The organism is Aquimarina spinulae, assembly GCF_943373825.1.
Taxonomy (GTDB): domain Bacteria; phylum Bacteroidota; class Bacteroidia; order Flavobacteriales; family Flavobacteriaceae; genus Aquimarina; species Aquimarina spinulae.
The window spans coordinates 423,736-447,102 of record NZ_CALSBP010000003.1 but is presented as its reverse complement, the minus strand read 5'-3'; the positions used below and the strand labels follow the sequence as shown (position 1 = coordinate 447,102).

Annotated in this window: 20 protein-coding genes; 9 read left to right on the top strand and 11 right to left on the bottom strand. The window is 30.8% G+C overall.

The window, feature by feature from the left end; translation table 11 throughout:
• Window positions 1-44 precede the first annotated feature (44 nt).
• Together NNH57_RS24680 and NNH57_RS24675 are read left to right on the top strand one after the other, a co-directional pair.
• Window positions 45-2,039 carry a serine hydrolase domain-containing protein gene (locus NNH57_RS24680; protein ID WP_108807522.1) on the top strand — a complete coding sequence of 665 codons (1,995 nt, stop codon included), beginning with the start codon at window positions 45-47 and terminating at the stop codon, window positions 2,037-2,039.
• Window positions 2,040-2,078: 39 nt separating this feature from the next.
• Window positions 2,079-2,972, top strand: a complete 894-nt coding sequence (locus NNH57_RS24675; RefSeq protein WP_108807523.1) for a TolB-like translocation protein — start codon at window positions 2,079-2,081, stop codon at window positions 2,970-2,972.
• 70 nt (window positions 2,973-3,042) lie between these two features.
• Here NNH57_RS24675 and NNH57_RS24670 read toward each other — a convergent pair whose 3' ends face one another.
• The 3 genes from NNH57_RS24670 to NNH57_RS24660 all read right to left on the bottom strand — a co-directional run bounded on the left by NNH57_RS24670 (window position 3,043) and on the right by NNH57_RS24660 (window position 6,164).
• Window positions 3,043-4,158, bottom strand: coding sequence for an ABC transporter permease (locus NNH57_RS24670; protein WP_074410414.1), 1,116 nt, complete (start codon window positions 4,156-4,158; stop codon window positions 3,043-3,045).
• A 36-nt stretch (window positions 4,159-4,194) separates the two neighbouring features.
• On the bottom strand, window positions 4,195-5,115 hold the full coding sequence (locus tag NNH57_RS24665; RefSeq protein WP_074410413.1) for an ABC transporter ATP-binding protein: 921 nt from the start codon (window positions 5,113-5,115) through the stop codon (window positions 4,195-4,197).
• A 158-nt stretch (window positions 5,116-5,273) separates the two neighbouring features.
• Window positions 5,274-6,164, bottom strand: coding sequence for a LysR family transcriptional regulator (locus tag NNH57_RS24660; RefSeq protein WP_108807524.1), 891 nt, complete (start codon window positions 6,162-6,164; stop codon window positions 5,274-5,276).
• A gap of 132 nt (window positions 6,165-6,296) precedes the next feature.
• Between NNH57_RS24660 and NNH57_RS24655 the strand changes: the two genes are divergently transcribed.
• Entirely contained in the window at window positions 6,297-6,992 is a 696-nt protein-coding gene (locus NNH57_RS24655) for an aspartate/glutamate racemase family protein (protein WP_074410411.1), read from the top strand.
• Between the two features lie 102 nt (window positions 6,993-7,094).
• Window positions 7,095-7,949 carry a LamG-like jellyroll fold domain-containing protein gene (locus NNH57_RS24650; protein ID WP_074410410.1) on the top strand — a complete coding sequence of 285 codons (855 nt, stop codon included), beginning with the start codon at window positions 7,095-7,097 and terminating at the stop codon, window positions 7,947-7,949.
• Between the two features lie 46 nt (window positions 7,950-7,995).
• Here the strand turns inward: NNH57_RS24650 and NNH57_RS24645 are convergent, their stop codons facing one another.
• The 6 genes from NNH57_RS24645 to NNH57_RS24620 all read right to left on the bottom strand — a co-directional run bounded on the left by NNH57_RS24645 (window position 7,996) and on the right by NNH57_RS24620 (window position 15,605).
• Entirely contained in the window at window positions 7,996-8,778 is a 783-nt protein-coding gene (locus tag NNH57_RS24645) for a LytR/AlgR family response regulator transcription factor (RefSeq protein ID WP_074410409.1), read from the bottom strand.
• A complete protein-coding gene (locus tag NNH57_RS24640) occupies window positions 8,775-9,824 on the bottom strand; it encodes a sensor histidine kinase (RefSeq protein WP_074410408.1) in 1,050 nt (349 codons plus the stop codon). Before NNH57_RS24640 ends, NNH57_RS24645 begins: the two co-directional genes overlap by 4 nt.
• 42 nt (window positions 9,825-9,866) lie before the next feature.
• Entirely contained in the window at window positions 9,867-11,324 is a 1,458-nt protein-coding gene (locus NNH57_RS24635) for an ankyrin repeat domain-containing protein (RefSeq protein ID WP_074410407.1), read from the bottom strand.
• Window positions 11,325-11,351: 27 nt separating this feature from the next.
• Window positions 11,352-12,386 carry a hypothetical protein gene (locus tag NNH57_RS24630; protein ID WP_132066242.1) on the bottom strand — a complete coding sequence of 345 codons (1,035 nt, stop codon included), beginning with the start codon at window positions 12,384-12,386 and terminating at the stop codon, window positions 11,352-11,354.
• Between the two features lie 10 nt (window positions 12,387-12,396).
• Complete coding sequence (locus NNH57_RS24625) at window positions 12,397-14,064, bottom strand: serine hydrolase domain-containing protein (RefSeq protein ID WP_108807526.1); 1,668 nt, start codon at window positions 14,062-14,064, stop codon at window positions 12,397-12,399.
• Between the two features lie 98 nt (window positions 14,065-14,162).
• Complete coding sequence (locus NNH57_RS24620) at window positions 14,163-15,605, bottom strand: S41 family peptidase (protein ID WP_132066240.1); 1,443 nt, start codon at window positions 15,603-15,605, stop codon at window positions 14,163-14,165.
• A 360-nt stretch (window positions 15,606-15,965) separates the two neighbouring features.
• Here NNH57_RS24620 and NNH57_RS24615 point away from each other — a divergent pair, with 360 nt between their 5' ends.
• The 4 genes from NNH57_RS24615 (at window position 15,966) to NNH57_RS24600 (ending at window position 20,736) form a co-directional block, all read left to right on the top strand.
• The gene (locus NNH57_RS24615; protein WP_159099176.1) at window positions 15,966-17,618 is read left to right on the top strand and encodes a PD40 domain-containing protein; all 1,653 of its coding nucleotides are present in this window, start codon (window positions 15,966-15,968) and stop codon (window positions 17,616-17,618) included.
• 15 nt (window positions 17,619-17,633) lie between these two features.
• On the top strand, window positions 17,634-18,611 hold the full coding sequence (locus NNH57_RS24610) for a TolB family protein (RefSeq protein WP_159099177.1): 978 nt from the start codon (window positions 17,634-17,636) through the stop codon (window positions 18,609-18,611).
• Complete coding sequence (locus tag NNH57_RS24605) at window positions 18,612-19,766, top strand: helix-turn-helix domain-containing protein (protein ID WP_074410401.1); 1,155 nt, start codon at window positions 18,612-18,614, stop codon at window positions 19,764-19,766.
• A gap of 193 nt (window positions 19,767-19,959) precedes the next feature.
• Window positions 19,960-20,736: a zinc ribbon domain-containing protein gene (locus NNH57_RS24600; RefSeq protein ID WP_074410400.1), complete on the top strand. Its 777-nt coding sequence runs from the start codon at window positions 19,960-19,962 to the stop codon at window positions 20,734-20,736.
• 68 nt (window positions 20,737-20,804) lie between these two features.
• On the opposite strand, the gene NNH57_RS24595 is transcribed toward NNH57_RS24600, so the two are convergent.
• Together NNH57_RS24595 and NNH57_RS24590 are read right to left on the bottom strand one after the other, a co-directional pair.
• Window positions 20,805-21,485 (bottom strand): M23 family metallopeptidase, encoded by a 681-nt coding sequence (locus NNH57_RS24595; RefSeq protein ID WP_082995070.1) that lies wholly within the window; start codon window positions 21,483-21,485, stop codon window positions 20,805-20,807.
• 5 nt (window positions 21,486-21,490) lie between these two features.
• Window positions 21,491-22,204, bottom strand: a complete 714-nt coding sequence (locus NNH57_RS24590) for a hypothetical protein (protein ID WP_074410398.1) — start codon at window positions 22,202-22,204, stop codon at window positions 21,491-21,493.
• 138 nt (window positions 22,205-22,342) lie between these two features.
• Between NNH57_RS24590 and NNH57_RS24585 the strand changes: the two genes are divergently transcribed.
• Complete coding sequence (locus NNH57_RS24585; RefSeq protein ID WP_074410397.1) at window positions 22,343-23,365, top strand: sensor histidine kinase; 1,023 nt, start codon at window positions 22,343-22,345, stop codon at window positions 23,363-23,365.
• Window positions 23,366-23,367 lie beyond the last annotated feature (2 nt).

The following is a 23,367-nucleotide window of genomic DNA, read 5'->3' as shown; positions in this document are numbered from 1 at the left end:
TGGTTGTGTAAAATTAAACGATTTAGAATTCAAAAGATAAAATAATGAAAAACATAACACGATTACTCTGTTTAATTATACTTTTAATAACAAGTATTAGCTTTGCCCAACAAAGTGATAGCCCCGCACCAGAGGCTACAGCCGCCGAAGCCAAAATATCGTTCTGGGATTTACCATATCTTAAAGAAGCCTTTATCGATACAACACCAACAGGTAGAAAGGATAGTCTAGCAATTGGCGAATTGGGCGCTAATGGAGGCAATAAAGACATGATTATTAAGCTGAGCCAGGAGATCGCCGACAGTATGCACGGTCTCTATGACAGCATGCTTATCACTCACAAAGGTATGCTCTTGTTTGAATCTTACTACCGGCGCGGTCGCGTTAACCTGGCCAGCGACCAAGCCTCAGCCGCTAAAGCCTACACCAGTTTGGCACTGGGCCGTACTATCCAATTGGGCTATCTGAAAATGGCCGATCTGGATAAACCCCTGGTTAGTTTTCTAAAAGACCTGGATCCAACAAAATTTGTTAAGGGCGCAGAAAAAATCACGCTCCATAAGGCATTGACCATGCGCGGAGGACTTCGCATTAGTGAAGAACAGAGAAAAGAATTCGAGAAAAATCCAAGCAAGTTAAAAGGGCAAGGCCTAGTTCAAACCCTTCTTGAGCATAGTGCGCCTATTACCTCAACGTCTCAGAACTATTCATATGGCAACTTCAATCCAAGCTTGGTGATGCAAGTCATTGAGGCCGTCGTGCCGGGCACCGCCCAGGATTTCATCAAAAATGAACTTCTCGACAAAATGGGCATCACGAATTATCGCTGGCGAACTGGCGTTAGTGGCCTGCCAGAAGCTGGTTGGCGCGTGAGCATGACATCGAGAGATATGGTCAAGTGGGGAACTTTGGTCATCAATAAAGGTAAATGGAATGGCGAACAGCTGATTTCAGCAAAATTTTTAGCTAATGCTACCAGTAACATTATTAGACCTACTGAAGATTGGCAACCCGACAGCTTTAATTATGGTTATTTTTTCTATCAAACGAATATAATAGTCGGTGATAAAAGCTATGATACCACTTTCGCTTGGGGTGGTGGCGGACAATATATTATCACTGTTGATGAACTTGACTTAGTTGTTGTGATTACTGGTCATGATAGGGAAGATACTATAATGACTCAGGTTTCAAAAGTTATCTTACCTGCGTTTGTTAAAGATCAATCCTCAGTTTTAGAAAACCCCTATCTAGGTCAAAAACCACCAGGCTTAATTCCAGAACCTTTTGCTCCCGGTATGGTTACGACAGAGGAATGGCAATGGAGTGGTGCCTTCACACCCGACCTAAAAGAATTTTACTTCATCAGAGAAGTTGGAGAAACAGAGGAGGATAAAAAAATGAAATTTATTGTTATTCAAAATAAGAATAATAAGTGGCAGGAGTCGGTTATATCACCCAGAGAGGGAGAACCCTTTATATCGCCAGATGGTAAGACCATGCATTTGGGTACAAGATATAAAGAGCGTACAGAAACAGGCGATTGGTCCAAGATAAAAAGCCTTGGTGTTCCATTTAAAGACTTCCCAATTATGCTCCTTACGGCTTCTGCTAAAGGTACCTATGTTTTTGATTCAATGGGAGAAGGTATTCTTCGTTATTCAAGATTAATTGATGGAGAACGTGAAGAACCTAAACAGTTTGGTAAGGAGATAAACACTGGAAAATCGAACGCCCACCCTTTCATTGCTCCCGATGAATCCTATATTCTTTGGGATGGTAGAAGAGATAGTGGATATGGTAATGCTGATATCTATATCAGTTTTCAACAGCAAGATGGTTCATGGGGGGAGGCTATTAACTTGGGCGATAAGATAAACACAGAGTCTTCGGAAGCGGGTGCATTTGTGTCGCCGGACGGGAAATATCTTTTCTTCAATAGAAATGTAGGTAAAACAAAACCAACTGATAAATACGATGATGTAGATACATTCTGGGTAGATGCTAAGATTATCGAGAAACTCAGGCCCAAATCATGATCTGTACAATAAATTACCAAGAATAAAAAAAGTTGAACAATGAAAAAAGTACATTTTATTTTGCTTCTTATATTGGTACTAGTTTTTAATGCTTGCACTACTAAAAAACAGCACGCAACAACTACTACTTCACCAATTATAGAAAGTCCCTATCTGGGGCAAAAGCCACCTGGTTTAATACCTGAACGTTTTGCTCCAGGTATGATCGTGACTGAGGGTTGGGAATACGGAGGAGTCTTTACACCCGACCAGAAAGAGTTTTATTTTATCAGAGAAGTAAAGGAAAATAAAAAACATGAATTTGTTGTTTTTCAATATAAAAATAATAGGTGGCAGGAGTCAGTGATATCTGCGAGAGTAGGGCAGCCATTTATCTCACCCGATGGTAAGACCATGCATTTAGGCAGACGATATAAGGAGCGAACCGAGACGGGGGAGTGGTCAGGGATAAAAAAACTAGACTCCTTATTTCAAAAAATAGAGATCATGCGCCTTACGACTTCATCAAAAGGAACCTATGTTTTTGATGAAGTGGGCATGCCAGATGGAGACGGTGTGATTTGGTATTCTCGATTAATAAATGGGAGGCATGAAGAACCTAAAGCATTTGGTAAAAAGATTAACACCGGAAAGATGAACGCACACCCATTTATTGCACCAGATGAATCCTATTTAATCTGGGATGGTGAAAGAGAAAACGGATATGGAGATTCGGATATTTACATTAGTTTTAAACAACAAGATGGTTCCTGGGGTGAGGCTATCAACCTCGGAGATAAGATAAACACCAGTGCCTGGGAAGCAGCTGCAAGTGTTACACCAGATGGTAAATATCTTTTCTTTAATAGGAATATGGGCTCTGACAAATACGAAAACGTAGACGTATTGTGGGTAGATGCGCAGATTATTGAAAATCTTAGACCCAAGCGATAACTCAAAACCAATAAAACAAATTCTGGTTACTGATCATCAAAATTTTTGTTGCTGATGATTGGGCCAAAGCTTACTCTATGGCAATAACATTCTTCTTAAACAATACTGTAGAAACCAAAGTCATTCCCAAACCAATGGCTAATAGAATTCCCATTTTAGGAAGAATAGCTATCAAAGGTAATTGTCTCCAGAAAATATCAAAGAAACCTTCAATCCCCCAATAATTTACACTAATTACTGCAATGTTTTGCATGAAGGCTGGCATCATACTAATCGGAATCATACTTCCTCCAATTGCTGACATCAGAATGATAATAATGGTGCTCATTCCTTGTAATTGTTGACGTGTTTTTACTGTAGACACTAAGAAAACTCCAAAACTAGAAACTGCAAACGAGATACATAAAATCAATACGATTAATGAGAATAGATCCATAAAAATAGGTAACCCGAATGCCAGCCACGCAAAGATAAACATGGTGGCTAATTGTAAAATAGAAACCACCATTGCTGTTCCCATTTTTGCTAATAAAATATCTAATGGTTTTACAGGAGCAATTAGCAAACGTTTTAAAGTACCTGCCTCTTTTTCATCTAACAATCCACCGCCAATAGCGGCTATACTAAATAACAACATCATAATTGCTGTTCCTCCTACAGCTTGTACCAAACCAGGATGCGCTTTGGTAGAATTCTCTTTGATTAGCGAAGTCGTTTTTAGTTTTACAGTATTAATCACATCTACTTTTCCTAAATGATATTTGAATCCTTCTTTTAAAACGGTATGTACAATTCGCATCTGTAAATCTCTTGCAGCGTCGTATTTTAGTTCGATAGGCAAGTCTGTATCGGTTTTAACAGCATCCGAAAATCCTTTTTCAAAAATTAGAGCGGCTACATTTTTCCCTTTTCTAACAAGATCTAAGGCTTTCTCTTCTTCAGAAGCAATCAAACGAATGGTTTGCATGCTATTCAATTTTGTAATCAATTCTTGAGAAGTTGTTGTCGCATCTTTATCCACGACCAAAACCCCTAAAGGTTTTGGAGCGCTTTTCTTTTTTACAACACCACCAAATGCAAATGCAAATAGTGTAATCATTATAATAGGTAATAAAAAGGTAATCAGGATTCCTTTTTTGTCTGAGAAATATAATCTTAAGTCTTTTTGTAAAATAGTAACTATCATGATGGCTGATTTTGTAATAGATGGATATGAAGGTGATTAATCTCTTAGCTGTTTTCCTGTAAGGCTTAAAAAGATCGCTTCTAAGTTTACTTTGTTCAGTTGTATGTCTTTGATTGGTAGCTGCAATTCATTACACGCTGTAATTACTTTAGAAAGCTCTTTTACTGTACACTCTATCAATAACTTGTTTTTGTTTTGTGTCAATGTATGGGAAAGTAATTTTCTGAGTTGATTTACGTTGCTTTCGGAGAGGAAATTAAATTCGAACTGAATACTTTCTTTGGTATGTACCAATTCTTTTAACTGATCTTGTGTTCCTTGTGCGATGATTTTCCCTGAATCTATAATTGCAATACGATCACACAAACGCTCTACTTCTTCCATATAATGTGTGGTATAGACAATGGTCATTCCTTGTTTGTTTAAGGTTTCGATGACTTCAAAAATGTGGTTTCTACTTTGCGGATCTATTCCCACAGTTGGCTCGTCCATAAATAATACTTTCGGATGATGTAGCAATGCCGCAGCAATATTGATTCTGCGTTTCATTCCCCCCGAATAGGTTTTGATCAAATCTTTCTTTCGATCTAACAATCCGATCAACTTCAGGGTGGTATGGATTCTTTCTTTCAATATTTTGGAAGGAATTCCATATAGATTTCCCCAGAACAATAAGTTTTTATAGGCAGAAAGGTCTTCGTATAAGGATATTTCCTGCGGTACAACACCAATCAGATGCTTACATGCTGAAGTATTTTTATTACTATTTTTACCATCGATATGAATAGTTCCTGCATCGCTTTTTAAAATAGTACTCATCATATTGAGCGTGGTAGATTTTCCAGCTCCATTGGGACCTAAAAACCCGAAGATTTCTCCTTTTTTAATGGTAAAACTAATATCATTTACCGCTTGTATATTTTGAAATGATTTGGAAAGATTTTGTACTTGAATCATAGATGGTTTTGCTTATTGATTGTTCAAATATCGCAAGCACATTGCTATCTATAAAAAGGATATTACCGAATTGTATTTTTTTAAGGATGAATTGTGGGTTGGGTAGAAACTAGGGAGTTTTATCTTGATTGGTTTAGGGAGAATATATGTGAAACAGATTATACGTCTAAAAAATCTTCTTCAAAATTAGAGATAAAATCGTGTATATACTTTTTATTCCTATGTTTCATTTTTACAACTAAATAATGTTTTCGTTTTAAACCATTTTTTCCAATGCGTTTAAACATCAACTCTTTAGACAATTTAAAAGGAGTCAATTGCCATTTTGGAACACACATGATTCCCATATTAGCGTGTATCATTGATAATGTAATTTCTGTAAACGGAATTGCAGAAATCTTAATAGGATGTATTCCATTTGGCTTTAGAAATTGCTCATAAACAGCTACACCTTCTAACGGAAAAGAGTTTATTAATAAGTGTATGTCTGAAAAATCACTTGCTTCCAAATAATCTAAATCATTAAGATGATTTTCTTTATGTACAACAGCAAAAATCTCATCTTTATACACTTTGATGCTTTCCAATTCTTTAGAAGCAGGTTTAGATGTTACAATGGCAATATCTATATCATCAGATAATAGTTGTGATATGGTTTGATGTGTTGCGCCTAGAGTTATATCTATATCAATTTCTGGATATAGAATCCCCATTTTTTGTATAAACCCGGGAATAGTATGAAAAAATGATTGGCATTCTGCACTTAACTTAATGGTACCTTTTGAACCTTCTTTTATATGCTGAATATTACTAAGGCTTTCATCTATCGCATCAAAAAGTTTATTAGCCAATTTATATAGTTCTGAACCTTCTTGAGTTAACTCCCATTTATTTCTTGTTCTCTGAAAGACTTTAAAACCCAATCGTTCTTCTAACTCACGTAATTGATGACTTAAAGCAGACTGCGTTAAAAAGAGTCGTTCACTAGAATTAGCAATACTGCCTTCTTCTACAATTGTTTTTATTAATCTGAAATATTTGAGTTCCATAATTGTAAAGATAGGTTACTTAGGTATAGGTTGTAGTTGAAATTATTTCAGTTATACTTTTATTTATCTCAATTTTAAAACTGTTTGAGTCTAACTATTCATCATAGCTTTGTTGAAGTTAATAATAAGAGTATGAAAACAATAGGGTTAATAGGAGGAATGAGTTGGGAATCATCAAAACTATATTATGAGTTTTTAAATACCAAAGCAAAAGATATATTAGGAGGTTCTCATTCTGCAAAATGTATTATGGTTTCAGTAGATTTTGCAGACATAGAACGATTGACTTTTAAAGGCGATTGGGATGCTATAGGAGAACTTATGAAACAAGCAGCACAGCAGTTAGAAAGGGCAGGGGCAGATATTATTTTACTTGGTACAAACACTATACATTTAGTAAGCCATTATATTTCTGAAAATATAAGTATTCCGTTTATGCATATTGCTAGAACCACTGGTGAATCTATCAAAAAGTTAGGTATAAAAAAAGTAGCGTTATTGGGTACAAGATTCACTATGGAAAAAGATTTTTATACCAAAACATTGATTAATGATTTTGGGCTTGAAATTTTAATTCCTGATACAAGCGATAGACAAGTTATCCATGATATAATCTATAACGAATTGGTAAAAGGGCAATTTACAAACGTTTCAAAACAAAAAATTATTGGGATTATAAAAGAACTACAAAAACAAGGTGCCCAAGGTGTTATTTTAGGTTGTACAGAATTACCTATTCTAATTTCAGAATTAGATATAGCTATTCCAATATTCGACACAGGAAAAATTCATGCTCATAAAGCTATTGAATGGAGTATACATAATTAATGTGGATTTGATATTTGCTAAGGTGATCTGAATAATTTTGATTCATCTAATACAATAGTAACATGGCAAATGTTATAAATATTAACCTTTAATCAAAAAATCATGAAAACAACACTGCTTTTATCTATATCTAGAGTATTATTTTTACTAATTACTACTATTTCTTTTTCACAAAATAAACAATTAAAAGGTCATATACTATTTTACAGTTCTTTTGACGGAAAATTATCTGCAGATGTATCTGTTGGCGATGCAATGATGTATACAGCCGAAAATTATAAAAAAGCAGATAATGCTAAATCGGGTTTAAACGATCCTAATGTTATTTTAGCTAAGAATAAAGGCCTTATAGGTGATGCACTTCACTTTAAAAAGGCAAAAACTTCCGCTGTTTTTTATAAGGCATATAAAAATGTGGGATACAGTAATAAATCATGGAGTGGTACCATATCATTTTGGTTACAATTAGACCCCGACAATGATTTGGCACCGGGTTATTGTGACCCAATATGTATTACAGATGTTAGATACAATGATGCTGCATTATGGGTAGATTTTACTGATCATGACCCTAGAAAATTTAGATTTGGAGCTTTGGGAGATTTAGACGTTTGGAATCCAGGAAACAAAGACGATAATGCTAAGTGGGAAAAACGTACTGTTACTGTAAAACAACCTCCTTTTGACAAAGGAAAATGGACACATATTGCTATTACTTTCTCAAAAGTGAATACAACAAAATCTATATTTAAATTATACTTAAATGGTACATTCAAAGGCGCTATAAAAGATGTTAATGATCCATTTACATGGGAAGCAGAAAAAGGAAAGATCATGTTAGGTCTAGGCTATATTGGCTTTATGGATGAGCTTACCATTTTTGATAAACCACTAGATCTTAAAGAAGTGAAATCTGTTTTCGAATTAAAAAATGGCATAAAAACGTTATTCAAATAAGACGACAGGAGGGTAGTGTAATGTGTCTGTAATTGTTTTATAATATCTACTGTGAATTTTTCATCCATTTTTTAAAGTTAGTTGCTTTAAGTTTACTAATGACTATTTCAAAAGAGTGTTGTGGATATAAAAAAAGCTTTAGTTTTCTCTTTTCATAGACATTAACAGATTTAATAGCTTGTTTTGAAACAATACATTGTCTGTTTACTCTAAAAAATAAAAAAGGATTTAATTGCTTTTGTAATGTTTCTAAAGTACTATGGATTTTGTAGGTTTTATTCTCATTTGTTCTGCTATAAATAATTTTATTTTCTAGATAAAAATATGAGATATCATTAGTACTTAATGGGATTAATTGATTTCTGTAGCTTACTAAAAAAGAATTCTTATAAATGTTGTTTTTAGTAGATTCCTTAATCTCCTTTATTATTTCTATTAGCCTTGCATTATCATTTAAAATGGTCTTATCATGAGTATAAAGGTTTTTATATTTTAGAATCGCTTTTTTTAAATCAGATTTATTAATGGGTTTTAACAAATAATCAATACTATTATATTTAAAAGCCTTAAGAGCATATTCATCAAAAGCAGTGGTGAATATTATAGGAAAGTTAAGTGTCATTTTTTCAAGTATTTCAAAAGAACTACCATCTGCTATTTTTATATCAAAAAATGCAATGTCTGGTGCTTTATTTTGTCGAAACCATTGTATGCTTCCTCTTATTGTTTCTAACACAACCAAAACCTTAATTTTTGGATTAATCTCAAGCAACAAATCACTCAAGTTTTGCGCGACACTGGTTTCATCTTCAATAATTACTACATTCATATTAATACTGGTAGTTTTACTAAAAAATGATTTGATTTTTTTTCAATAAAAATTTCTTTATTAGCTATTAGTTTATAACGATTGTTCAAATTCATAAGGCCAATGCCAAAACTTTCGATTTCTTGTTTTTCCTGTAAATTATTTTCAATACATATGAAACCATCATTACTATATGCTTTTATATATAAAGGGTTTTTGGTAGTAATTATATTATGCTGTATAGCATTTTCTATTAATAATTGGATTGACATAGGAGGTATATCAGTGTCATATATTTCTTCGGATATGTTTAAAGTAATCTTTAATTTTTGACCGAAACGTTTTTGTAACAAATCTGCGTATGACACTATGAAGTTGAGTTCTTCTTTTAATGTTACTAAATCTGTTTTAGTAGATGATAACGAATAGCGATAAGTGCTTGAGATATCATCTATAAATTCGAGACTAGCTTTCTTAGTATCATTTCTAACGATAGTACTCAAAGTACTCAACGTATTAAAGAAAAAGTGTGGACTAATTTGTTCTTTTAAAGCTGATAGTTCGGCGATAGATTTCTCTTCTTTTATCTTAACTAAATTCATTTCCATTTCCCTAGCCTTTTCTATACGTAATAACATATAAGGAGCTGCTATAGCAATGGTTAATACCAATGAATGATTAATTAGAAAATCATTGAAGTAATTTAAAGAGAATACTAAATTAGGGTGTGTTTTGGTTATATATTTAAATATAAATAGTTTCATACCAATAAAAGCTATTAATATGAGTAAATTACTTATAATAATTAACCACGTATTACTTTTCTTTACTAGTTTATCTTTCCATGAATAATTAAAAAATGTAAAAATTACAAGCATCAATAATTCGGTAGCTACGCCTACAAAACCAATTCTAATAGTGAAATAATACTGCTCTTGATCCATTGGTGTAGGATCTTTTAAATTATGAAGCTTATGAAAATGGTTAAACAACCCTACATTAGCTAATAGGGTAATAACAACTGCTGATATTACAATAAGCCATATATAGTTAGTCTTTTTTTTCACGAATTAAGAGTTTGGTATGGTAATTTAGAATAATTTGGTGTATTACCTTAATTTCTGAATTTCTTTTGTCGATACCCAATAAATGCTAGCTCCACGATTAAAAAATAAATACTTCCCATCTGGTGATAGTCGAGGAGCGAATTCAATGCTTTTTGTGTTAATTAATTCACCCATATTTTTGGCTTTTGTCCAGTTTTCCGCTTTATCTTTAAAACTAATATACAAATCTACAGAGCCAAATCCTCCTGATCTATTAGAAGAAAAAATAACAAAGTCTTTATCCGGAGCTATAGTAGGATCATAATCTCTACTTTCTGAATTAACTTTAATACCCAAGTCTACGGGTTTTTGATAAACTCCATTTTTGTATTCTGAAAAAACAATATTACTCGAACGATTTGGTCCAGTCGAATAAAACAGTGTACCATCATCAGAGAGCGTTGGAAACCAATCATGATGTTTAGCATTATTTACGGGCATACCGAGATGTATTGGTTTACCCCATGTTTTTGACAACCTTTTTATCATCCACATATCACAATTTGTTCGTGTAGAATCACCTGCAACTATAGGTCTGTCTGTGCAATAGTATAAAGTGTTGTTGTCTGGTGACAGAAAGGGGTCTATTTCTCTATAGTCTCCATCAATTTCTATAGGTTTTGGTTGTGTCCAAATTCCATTTTCTTGTTTTGTGATAAATATGGTACCTCCATGATATCTCCATGATTCTACAGTGTAGTATAGTTCTTTTCCTTCTGAAGAAAATGTAGGACTATGTACAAAATTTTCTGTAGAAATAAAGCTTTTAGCAAATAATAAGGGAATGCTGTCAGGTTTTGTTTGCCCTAAATATTTTCCTTTAAGATTATATTTAGGTACTTTTTTTCGATCAGCACCTTTCGTTATTAAAAACTCTGCTATTTCTGGATTTCTTTCACGTATCGCAAGTGCCAAAGGTGTATTTCCATACTCATTTATAATATCAATATCTGTATCACTATTGATTATCATTTTTAAAACGTCTAGACTATTGTTAAGTACTGCCTTGTGTAGCAAAGTAGCTCCTAAATTGATATCTGCTTTTGCTTTTATAAGGATATTTACTAATTCTGTATTATCAGATTGTACCGCATTGTATAATGGGGTTAGGTTGTCTTTGTTTACAGTGTTTACATTAGCACCTTTGGCAATGAGTGTTTTCGTCATTTTTACATTTCTTCTCAATACAGCATACATCAGTGGTGTATCGCCAAATTTATTTTTTTCATTAATACTAATCTCTTGATTGATTAGAAAATCAAATATTTCTTTTTGGTTACAATACGTAGCAAAATGCAATAAATTAGATTGATTTTTACTCTTTGTATTAATGTCAATTGTTTTTAATAGAGAATCAACTTTTTTAATATTCCCATTACATACATATTCAAAAATGGTTTTTGTTTGAGTGTATGATTGATAGGTGATTAACATAATAAGAATTACGGCTAATTTTTTCATTTTAGTAATTATAAATGATGATTGATTTTATTTTAATAAGTACTTAAGTTTAGTGTTCTTTAGTATCTCTTTATTTTCATTAGATTTCTTCATATTTCCTATTTTTTCATAACATCTTATGTTATAAAAAATAAGGTTAGGCTCATTAGGATTGACATTTTCGCAGATTGCTATGTATTTTAAAGCTTCTTCATAATTTTCTTGCTTTATGTTTAATACAGCTTTATGGAAATTTTTATAGTACGTATCAGGGTATTTCTTAAAAGTGTGCGGTGCAAAATCTAATAGGTTTTTTCGAGTTTTCTTTTTATTTACTCTGTCTTCAATAAAATATAAAATGGGTACTTTTTTATTATTTAGTTTAGGAAGCTTCCACATTCCTTCAGAGTTTTTAATGGCTCTTCTTATTTTTTTATCTTGTTCTTTATTAACTCGATGAAATATTTCGATATCACTAATTTTCCCGTTAGGCTTTAATACAAAAGTGACGAGGTAAAAATTCTCTCCATTCTCATAACTACTCTTAATATGTGTATCCATATAAATATGAAAATCTGGATATTTTTTATTAGTAAATTTTGGATACAACTTTTTAGAAGCACGATACACAAAATTACCGTTTACAAATAGGCTGTCATTTGCTTTTAAAGGAAGTTTATCTAAATACAATTGCTCCTTAATGAACCAATATCTAACAGATTTTATATTTATTTGGTTATTTTCAAGTTCAACCAAAACAAGCTCTTTTGTAGTTAATTTTTCGATTAAAAATTGCCTCCCAAACTGAAGCGTAATTATATTGTCTGTACGTGAAAACTTTTGAAAATGTAAATTAGCCGCATAATTATTAGTAATATCTACTAAATTAGGTCTGGCAAATGTGACTCTTAAATAGCCTGAATTTGTATGTGATATAGGTTTGTTATCTATTTTGGAGTAAAGCACACTTGCTTTTGTCTCCAATATCCATTCGCCATTTAGGCTTGTAGTATTTTGAGAATAGGAATAGGTTACAAAAAATAATAAATACAAACCTAATCTATATTGGCAAACTTTCATCATGCGAGAATGATTATTCAACTTTATTAAAGATTAGGTTTTTTACTCTTCCTCTAGCAAGGTTAAATCCTCTAATAGTATTGGTGTCAGAGTTTAAAATGAATTGAATATTTCCAAATCTATTATTAGTAAAGAAATTTTCCATGATAGATTTCATAAGAAATTTTGTGTCGTTTATGTATAACTGCAAGGTTCCTTTTTCAACTTTCAATTTATAGTACATGTCCAACTCTTTACTATAATAATCACCTACAAATTTTTGTAACTCTTTATCTTTATAGTTTTTTGGTGTATATTTTTTAGATATAAATGGATTGCCTTCATTGACACTAAACACCATGTTAGAATTATCTTTACTATCTCTTTCAAATTTTATCAGAATATCGGCGTTGATATTCAACATTTTAAATGTGTTTTTGTTAACAGGCAGTAAACTACTTTCATTGGTTTTTGACCTGGAATAGCGTAATGTGTCATTTTTCACATAGATTTTTCTCGAATAAGAGCCAGCATTATTCCAATAATGTCCAGAAAATTGTTCTAATTTGCTAATGGGTATCGTAATAAATTCTTCTTTTTTTTGAGTTATATTGATATATTTTTCACTTTCTACAAAATCATCTTTAAAAAGAATGTCAGCAATTTGATAGCATATACCTGTTGGGTAGATATCACCACGATTGGCTAATAGAATAATAGAGATTTTTTGTTCAGGGAATTTGATATATTCAGCCCTATATCCTACAAATGCGCCACCATGAGAGATGGTTTTTAAGCCTTTATACTGTCCAATAAATAAACCAGATGCATATTCAATTTGGTTTTCATTATTTAGAATCCCTTGAGTGGTCATAAGATTCCAAAATGTGTCACTAAAAAACGTTCTTTTATAAAACTCATCATCCCATTTTTTCATGTCGTTAATTGTTGTAAAAACGCCACCATCACCAATCATGTCTAAAGTGGTTGTACTAATAGAATAATCATTGTCATCTTTTGGGATATAACCTACAGCTCTGTTTTTTACAATATGGTTATGGTCATTATGAAAGTGCGTGTTTACCATACCTAATGGTTCAAAAATTTCTTTTTCAGCAAAATCTGCCATATTGATTCCAGTGACTTTATTTACAATCTGTCCGAGTAACCAATAGCCAGAATTGCTGTATAAATATTCACTACCAAGTTTGAAGTTAAGCTCATTCTGATTTACAAGCCATCGCATAATATCATTATCATCATAATAATCATTACTCTCATAATTTTTTAAATAGGCTAATGTTAAATAGTCACGAATACCGCTAGTGTGGTTCAATAAATGGCGAATAGTTATGTTTTTAGAATACTCTGGAAAATTCGGGAAATACTCGTTTAATGTATTGTTAAGATTTAGTTTACCTTGCTCTGTTAATAGAATAATACAGGCAGCAGTAAATTGCTTCGAGGTCGACGCAATTCTAAAAACAGAAGAAGGGGAGTTTGGAATGTTATACTCTAAATTTGCCAAACCAAAACCTTTAGCATAAACGCATTTAGAATCTTTAATAATTCCAACAGAAAAACCAGGCGAATTCGGTTGATTCCATTTAACAAAAAGACTGTCGATAGCTTTTATTCTATGGGTTTGACTTGAAACAATAGAGGAGAATAATAAAAATAAAATTAAGGTATTCTTTGTCATATACGTAGTTCTATAACGAAGTGATTTAAATTTTGATAATTTTCCTTTTTTAAGGACTATAATAAAGAAATAGTTATGTCTTTTCTAGCTTTCTGCATTTATAATTTGTGTTTAATAAACTGTATTACATAATCTAATTGTATATCCGTTTTATTTATCCAGCTTTCCAGGGTATTATGTATAAGGTAATCTGGTAAAGTACCTCTGCCAAAATTCTTCGTAGCATCAACTGCGTTTGTATATTTCTGTAAAGGAATTGTCATTGTAAGATTAGGGGAAACAGGCGTAACAGGCATCATACCACTGGTATTTCCTTGATAACCTCCTCCTGTTTCTTCCCCAAAAACTATAACCTTTTTGTTATGTGATAAAATTGCTGAAACATCAGCGCAAGAAGACATACAACCACCATCTATTATTAGATAGGTATTTCCATTAAAATTTTGTCTTGAAGGCTTTTGAGTTTTGTAATAGTTAAAAGCTGTACTAAGCCACCAATGCATTCCTTTCCATTGATAGGCGTTATCTACTTTTTTTGGTCTTCTAAAAAAAATACCATACCAAAACTTATATTCGTTATAAAATCCTTCAGATATCTCTACTGGGTTATTCCAATATTGAAATGGTTCATTAAAAAAGTAAGATGCTAATTTTACTGCATTTTTATCACTTCCTCCAGTATTGCCTCTTACATCAATTATTAGATTTTGTATATTCTGTTTTTTAAGTTTCACAAATACATCATTAATAATTTTCTTAAACGTTTGATTATTTTTTTTAAAAGAACTACTTGAAAATGTTTGAATTTTTAAGTATCCAATACCTTTCTTGATTTCAAATGTTAATGGACTTTTTTGATCAATATTAAAATCATGTAATTTTAATTCTTTCCGAGTGACACCATTTAGATGGTATGATTTTTTTTGACCATTGTCGTTTATTTTAATCTCAAAATTATTAGTACTACCAAGAATACTTTCGTACCAGAACGGAAAATGATAGTTTAATACAAGTGTCTTTAAAGTTTTATTATAACCATCTGATGGTATTGCTTTATACAATTGCTCAATAACCTCTTTAATAGGTTTTTTATTAATTGATATTATTTCACTTTTAATTGGGATTGTAGTATCCGTACTATAATTTTTAGTAATAAACACTTTATCATTACTATCTATAAAGATTTCTATAGGGATAAAGTTATATTGAGTTTCATAATACTCTTGATAAGGTTTAGACAAATTTAAAGAGGTATGTAAACAACCTATTTTAGCGAATAAAGGTTTTAATTTTCTGTAATATTCTATTGTAGATAGAGCGTCACTTATTGTTGCCGTTGTTGAATCAATTAATTTATCAAAAGTGTTTTTAGATGTATATCTATACATTCCTGGATGACTTTTATAAACTTCTTTCATTGTTTTTCGAGTCCATATTTTTAAACTGTCCGCAGAATATTTCTTTTCAAATTCACCTTGAGCGTGTACATTAGAACACATAGAGAAAATTAGTATCGTTAAAAGGATCTTAATTTTTTTCAAATTATTTTATTTTTAGTAAACATATTAACTTATTCAAAGCGCATTACGATAAATAATCTGAAAAGGACAAAATTATAGTTGAAACGGCCTCAGAAAACTTTGGTTAAAACACGAGATATACTGTTATATCTGATATTATATCAAATACGTGGTATTGGCCAATTTGTTACAATAAACATGTGTGAAAAATGAAACTCTATACTTAATTTTCTTTTCTTAAATGGCATGTCAAAAGAGATAACTCCATAAATTTTGTTAAAAAAATGTCCTAATTCTCGACATAAGACATCAACACACTATAAAAAACGACATTCAGAAGTTGTAAACTTTTTCTTTGTTGAAAACTTAAAAATGAAATTTATGAACGTTAAAAGAATAACATCATTAATTGTCTTTGCCATTTTATGTATGAATGCTTGGTCGCAATTTAGAACAACCAATAGAGATTACCATCCAAAATGGTCTCCAGATGGGACTTCTCTAATTTATTATGCTTATGGGATCAATAGACAAGGTATATACATTCGCAATATCAAAACAAATCAAGAAAGAAAAGTTGGAAATATTTTTGGTTCTCATCCTAGATTTTCACCAGATGGGAAATCTATAGTGTATTGTACAAGAGATAAAGGAACTTTGGTAATCAGTGATTTGAAAGGTAATGTCATAAAAGAGATAAAGACAGGTTTAGAAGGATTGTTATTTCATCCTGTTTGGTCTCCAAACGGAAAGCAAATCGTTTTTGATATGTCATTAAAAAGAAAATCCAGTTTATATATTATTAATATTGATGGAACTGAACTTAAAACTATAGTAAAAGAAGGGAATAGAGCATCGCAAGCCAATTTTTTTGACAATGGTAAACAAATTATTTTCGGAGCAAATTTTAACGGAGAAAAGAATAAAGATATATATACTATGACATTAGATGATTTGAAAATAAAGCAAATTACTAATACGTCGAATATCAATGAATGGGCACCTGATGTATCTAATACTAAAGAAATTGTTTTTGTAGCTAATGATTTGGGAAGTAACAGTATTTATAAAACAAATTTGGAGGGAAACTTTAGAAAGCATTTAACTTCAAAATTGACGAATAGTTATATACCCGATTGGTCTCCAAATGGTAAAAAAGTAGCTTTTTCTTCCGAAACATTTGGTATGAGTGAAGTGATTATAATAGATAAGAATGGAAGGAACTATAAAAATATCACTAGAAACTCCATAACAAATGAATCTCCAAGTGTTGTAGGAAATCATGTTCTTTTTGTTTCTAAAAGAGAAGGGAAACCTCAAGTATATACTTATAATTTAAGTGAAAAGAAATCTAAATTAGTATTTTCATCAAACAAGAATTTAAATATTCCTGTAGCTAATTCATTAAAGCAAATTTTTTATGAAGTAAAGACTCCTGATGGATCTAATATTTATAGATGGAATGCAAAAACAAAAAAAGAGAAAGCGATTGTAAATAGTGAAAATAATGAGAGCAACCCAACTTTATCTCCTAACGGAAAACTACTTTGTTATGAAGTAGAATTGAATAGTAAAAGAGACCTAATAGTATTAGATTTATCTACTAATAAAACCATTAATGTTACAAACACAAAAGAAGTAAGTGAAGAGAATCCCTCTTGGATAGATAATCAAACTTTGGTTTATAATTCTGATAAAACAGGGGATTATGAACTTTATCAACTCGATATCACAACAGGCAAAAACTCACAAATTACCAATACAAAAAGCCATGAATTCATGGGGGAAGTTTCTCCTAATAAATCAAAAATCACTTTTGTTTCAAATAAAGATGAAAATTATGAAATCTATGTGATGCATCTCAAAACCAGAAAGATTCAAAGATTAACAAATAACAAAAACCACGATTTCTTACCAAGGTGGATAGATAATAAAACTATTGTGTATCAATCTAATAAGAATGGAAATACAGAGGTTTATAAAATAAACGTTGATACTAAAAAAACAACACAGTTAACTTCTCTTGATAATTAATACATGAAGCAGAATATGAAAAATTTTATACTATTTATAGGAGTTTTAACAAGTCTTGGACTATTAAGTAATTTAGATTTATTTAATGATAAAATATTGTATTCTTCTGATAGTGAAGATTATTTAGAAACTTCTGAACGTATACTATTTGTGAGTAGAATAGCTGGACAAGAAGAGTTGTGCTCTGTAAAACCAGATGGCTCTTCATTAAAACAACTCACAAAAAAAGAGTCAAGAAGCGAATATCAACCACATTTCTCAAAGGATAATAGATACATTACCTTTAATACATATAGATATGGTGGTTGGAAGTTGGCTAAAGCGACGTCTGATTTAAGGTCGGTAAATAAGTTGATTAAAAATTCTGTTGGATATGAATACGATGCTTCTTGGTCTAATAATGGTAATTATATTGCTTATATCGGCTTTGATGCAGGGCGATCGGGTAAAAGACAAGTATTTATAACAGATACAAAAGGTATAAACCCAAAAAATATTACTAAAAACTATAAACAATTTAGCCATTATGCACCTGTTTTTTCTAAAGACGATAAAATGATTTATTGCTATGCTGTTTCAGAAAATGGGAGTTACGACCTTTTCTCTATGAATATAGATGGATCTAATAGAAAAAATATAAGTAATACTGCCACTAGTTTTGAATTTGCACCTTCCATTTCACCTGATAATAGTAAATTGGCATATCTAAATTTTAATGAAGTACACAATAATATAGATGTATTAGTTTTAGATTTAAAAACAAATAAAATTGTTAACCTAACAGCCAAAGCTAATTTAAAAAGTCCTTTGTGTAATTGGGAATCACCGTTCTTTGCTTATGCGGTAGATTGGAGTCCAGATGGAAAGACTTTAGTTTTTAACTCTGATGCAGACGGAGATTTAGACATTTATACGATTAAAAGTGATGGAACAGTGTTAAAAAAAATAACTAATAATGATTGGGATGATGCACAGCCAAATTGGTCAAATTAAATGGAAGAAAATAAGTTAATTATTAATATTTACACAATTATAGGCATTGCTGCTATAACCCAGGGAATCTTTCTTGGGTTATATATGTTTGTAAAAAAAAGAGCTCATAAAACCAGAGCCTACTTATTGGGGTTCTTACTACTCATATTTGCTTTTATCCTCATCCATGACGTGCTCTCATATAGCCGTTATATGATAAGTGTTCCTTATTTTTTGGGTTTAGGACCAGTTTTTACATTTGCAATTGGTCCATTAATCTTTTTATATGTCCGTTTTATTTGTATTAAAGGAATTCGGTTAAAATGGGTAGATTTTTTGCATTTTATTCCAACCTTATTTGTATTTATAAACCGTATTGAACTTTTTTTACTTCAAAAAGAAGAAAAGGTAAGAAAGCTCCAAAATGCCTATGTTTATTTAGATAGTAATCAAAAAAGTAATCAAACCATAGTTGAAGCTTTTCAACATTTTACCATTTGGCACATACAACCATTCATATATTTATTACTTTCTCTTGTATTGATTTATAAGTACAATAATTATATAAAACAGTATTTTTCTGATATTTCTAAATTACAATTATCATGGATGAAAAATCTTTTGTTTGGCTATTTATTAATTTGGGGAATTGAATCTAGCATCGAATTATTTCCCGTTGTTTTCAATTTAGAAAGTGTATATAGTAAACCTGTATCTATAGTATTGATGTCGTTACATGTGTTTCTATTTGTTATTATTGCATTAAACCACACAGATGAAAGTATCGGAGTAACAATTGATCAATTTGATAAAAAAGAAAAGAAGACTATAGAATTACCCGACGAAGAAATTGAATCATTAAGGTTTAAAATAAAAAATGCTTTTAAAAGTGACAAGTTATATCATAATCCAAAACTTACATTGAGAAAGTTAAGTGATACTGTAGCTGTTAATAGTAAACAAGTTTCTTATATAATCAATCATATAGAACATAAAAATTTCTTTGACTTTGTAAATGATTATCGTGTAGAAGAAGCCAAGTTATTATTAGAAGATGATGATTATTATAAATATACAATAGCAGCGATAGGTGAAATGGTAGGTTTCAATTCCCGAGATGCATTTTATAGAGCTTTTAAAAAAAAGTATGGAAGAACACCAGCTAGTTTTAGATAAAAACCTGAAGTAATTATATTAAAAAACAAAGGCTAAAAGTGTTAAGAAAATCTGCATAGTGTCTATAAATTTAATTGAAATTTTAGAAAACCATTACGATTCATGTTAAGCACTATACAATCGTAATCAGGAACATATATAAAGAGAATTCTATCAAAAAGTATAGAAATAGCTTTTACATATACTTAAAAAAATGAACTGTAAGAATTGTAATCAAAAACTTGATTTAACCATGAAGTTTTGCCCAAACTGCGGGCAAGAAAAGATAGATCAATTTGATGCTAGTTATTTATTGAAAATGATAAAAGAAGGACTTTCTTTTGATAAAGGATTTGCATATAATTTAAAAAGTTTATTCTATTCAGGAGGAAACACAACTAATCGATTTGTTTCTGGGAAAACACGACCGTTTCAAAACCCCATTCTTTTTTATATTACAACACTCGGACTTTTATTTTTGATAGTAAACTTGACTCAGGATTTATTAAATGGAGATTTTTTTCAAATACTAGAAGACGGTAAAAAAGAATATATAAAAATTAATACTCGTGGTCCGGATACGAAACAAGTGAGGTGGCTTTACTTTATAATTACAATTCTAATTATCCCACTATATTCTATTATTTTTCATCTATTTAGAGATTATAAGAAGCAATCATTTATCCGATCGATTATAGCTGCGCTCTTCTTGTTGAGTGCTATAAATATTATTCAATCATTTGTGCTATTAATTAATAGAATTACATTTTATTTTTTAGTAAACTCAATTGGTTATTATGATTCCAGTTCAATAGGAATGTTGATTACTTTTATCTTTCTAATAGTGTATGTAACCTATTTTTTATATACCTATTTCACAAACAAGAGAATAAAAAAAACGGTAATAGTAATGGTAAGTACTCTTTTACTAATTATTGTGATTATTTATATTGGCGAAAGTACAAAGAATGTTATAGAAGTTAGGGTTTAATATATACTATAATGTTCTGCGTTATGTAACTTTGCTTGGGAAAAAGCTTTTACCAATATTAATCTTCTTTAATTTTTTCTAACTTTTTGTCCTCTTACTGGTTCACCTTTTAATACAAATACATCATCTTCATAGTAATTTATAAATTGAGGAGGAAGCCCAATACCATTTGGACTATCTGATGTTGTTAAATGATAATGTAAATGTGGTTGAGTAGAATTTCCACTATTTCCAGTCTTACCGACTTCTTGACCTTTGACAACAGTATCACCAACAGCAACTATTATTGACCCTTTTTTAAAGTGTGCCATTACAGAAACTTCACCGTTTAAGTGATCAATTATGATATAATTACCCCCAGCTTTATTAAGAACTCCAGGAATATTATCTTCAATATTATTTTCTATAGCTATTATTTTTCCATCACCAGGCGCATTTAAACGCTCGCCAAAACAATAATAATCTTCGTTTTTAGTACCATCTCCAGTAAAAGAAGCTCCATTTACTACTTGTAGAATGTCCATAGCATATCTCTCATGACGATTATTAAAATGTTTATTCTGTACAATTGATTTTCCTCCCCAAACTACATACCATTCGTTTTCAAATGGCAGTTCTAATTCTGTTTTCGTTTGGTAATTTAAAAAAATATCTTCTTCGATTTGTCCTTCATCTCCTATTAGAGTATCAGAGCAAGAACTCATTAATAAAACAGTTAAGAACGAGAAAATGTAAATTATAGGTTTCATAAGTTTTAAAATTTATAAGTAATACCAAGGTTTAATTGATGTTGTAATTCTCTATATGCAATAGGTATTTGAAGCCTATTATAACTAAAGTCATAGGTTACTTTTATATCAAAGTTATCTGAAAGGTTATACCCATACTTCAAATTCCATGAAATGCTTTGATAACGATTGAAGGAATACAAGCCTGCATTAACACTTGTAACTCTACCCAAAACAAATGGAATAGTAATTTGCGATGATAGATATTGTTTTTCATTTAGTTGATATCCAAAGCGACTAGTAATGCCAAATTCTTGATGTAAATCAACATAGTCACTATGGTTAAAAAAACGGGAAATATTTGATTGTGATTGTAGACCTAAATGTATTGACAAAGAATTCTTTGTATACAGTTGTTTTAAATACGAGAAATTTACCTTTCCTTTTAAGATTTCTGTATTAAAATTTGATAATCTGTCAGTTTTTAATGCTGTTTTTCCTAAGAAATCTAAACCTATCTCAAATATATTTTGGTTTTTACTTCTACGCTCGTAGCTCAATTTGTAAACTATACCGTTATAATCGTAGCGTGCTACAGGTGCAAGTTCTAAATTTTTTAAAGAACCAACAGTGTAGCCCGTAGAAAATTCAAGCTTATTCTTTTTTTTATTAGATGTTTTTTCTTGTGCCTTAAGTGTAATACCAGATATGCACAGGATGGCGAAAATATATTTTCTCATGTTCAATATTTGAAACAAAACAACAGAAAATATAGTGTCGAAAAATGAATATTTGATTAACGTTCTATATTTATTGATTAACGTTGAAGTACGTAACTAAACAAATTAATTTTGTCTTTCTTTGTTGAAAAATGTGTAATGAATACATCTAGAATAGCGCTGTATATAGGACACCTAATGTTTTGGTTACTAAATTATTGGTTTGTTGCTCTTGGATCAGAATTTAATTGGAATGGTTTTACTTATATCTCTGGTAGTTTAGCGTACGCATATGCCTATGGGCTTTTCTTTAATGCAGTTTTGTTTTATTCCCAAGTTTTTTTGTTTACAAGAATATATAAGCGTAACAAAAAAATAAACTTTTATCTAGTAACTATTCTTGTAATTATAATAGTAACTGTAATCGAAACATATTGTGATTTTATATTATATCGTTCCTATAATATAAATGATGAGCCGTTGTTAGGAAGTTTTTTAACTAATTTTATTGTACATATCTTATATACTGCTGCCGGTTTTTATTACATCGTAAAATTTGAATACAGAAAATCCGAAAAAACAAAGCAAAAATTGATAGAAGAAACTTATAAAATAGAGTTGAAATACTTAAAAGCACAGTTGAATCCTCATTTTTTATTTAATGGTATTAATAGTGTTTACCATTTAATTGGTAAAGATGATGTTTTAGCAAAAGAGACTTTGCTACAGTTTTCTGGTTTATTACGATATCAATTGTATGAAAGTAATACTCATATTTTATTGGAAAAAGAATTGGACTATGTGTTAAAATATATTAAAATTGAAGAGACACGTAGAAGCCCAGATATTCACTTAGATTATGAAATCAAATCAGAAAACTCTCAATTAAAGATTGCACCTTTATTATTAATCCCTTTTATTGAAAATGCCTTTAAGCATGGTGGTAATCATATAGATAGTACTTTGAATACTATTACAATAAAAATTGAAGAAATTGAAAGAAAACTTTCCTTAAACGTTGTAAATAGTTATGATGAATCTTCAGCACATACGAATAGAGTAGGAGGAATAGGATTAACCAATGTGCAAAAACGGTTATTATTATTATATCCTGACCAACATCAACTCGACATAAAAAAAGACAAGGCCAAACATATTGTTGATCTTTCTATTAATTTATAACG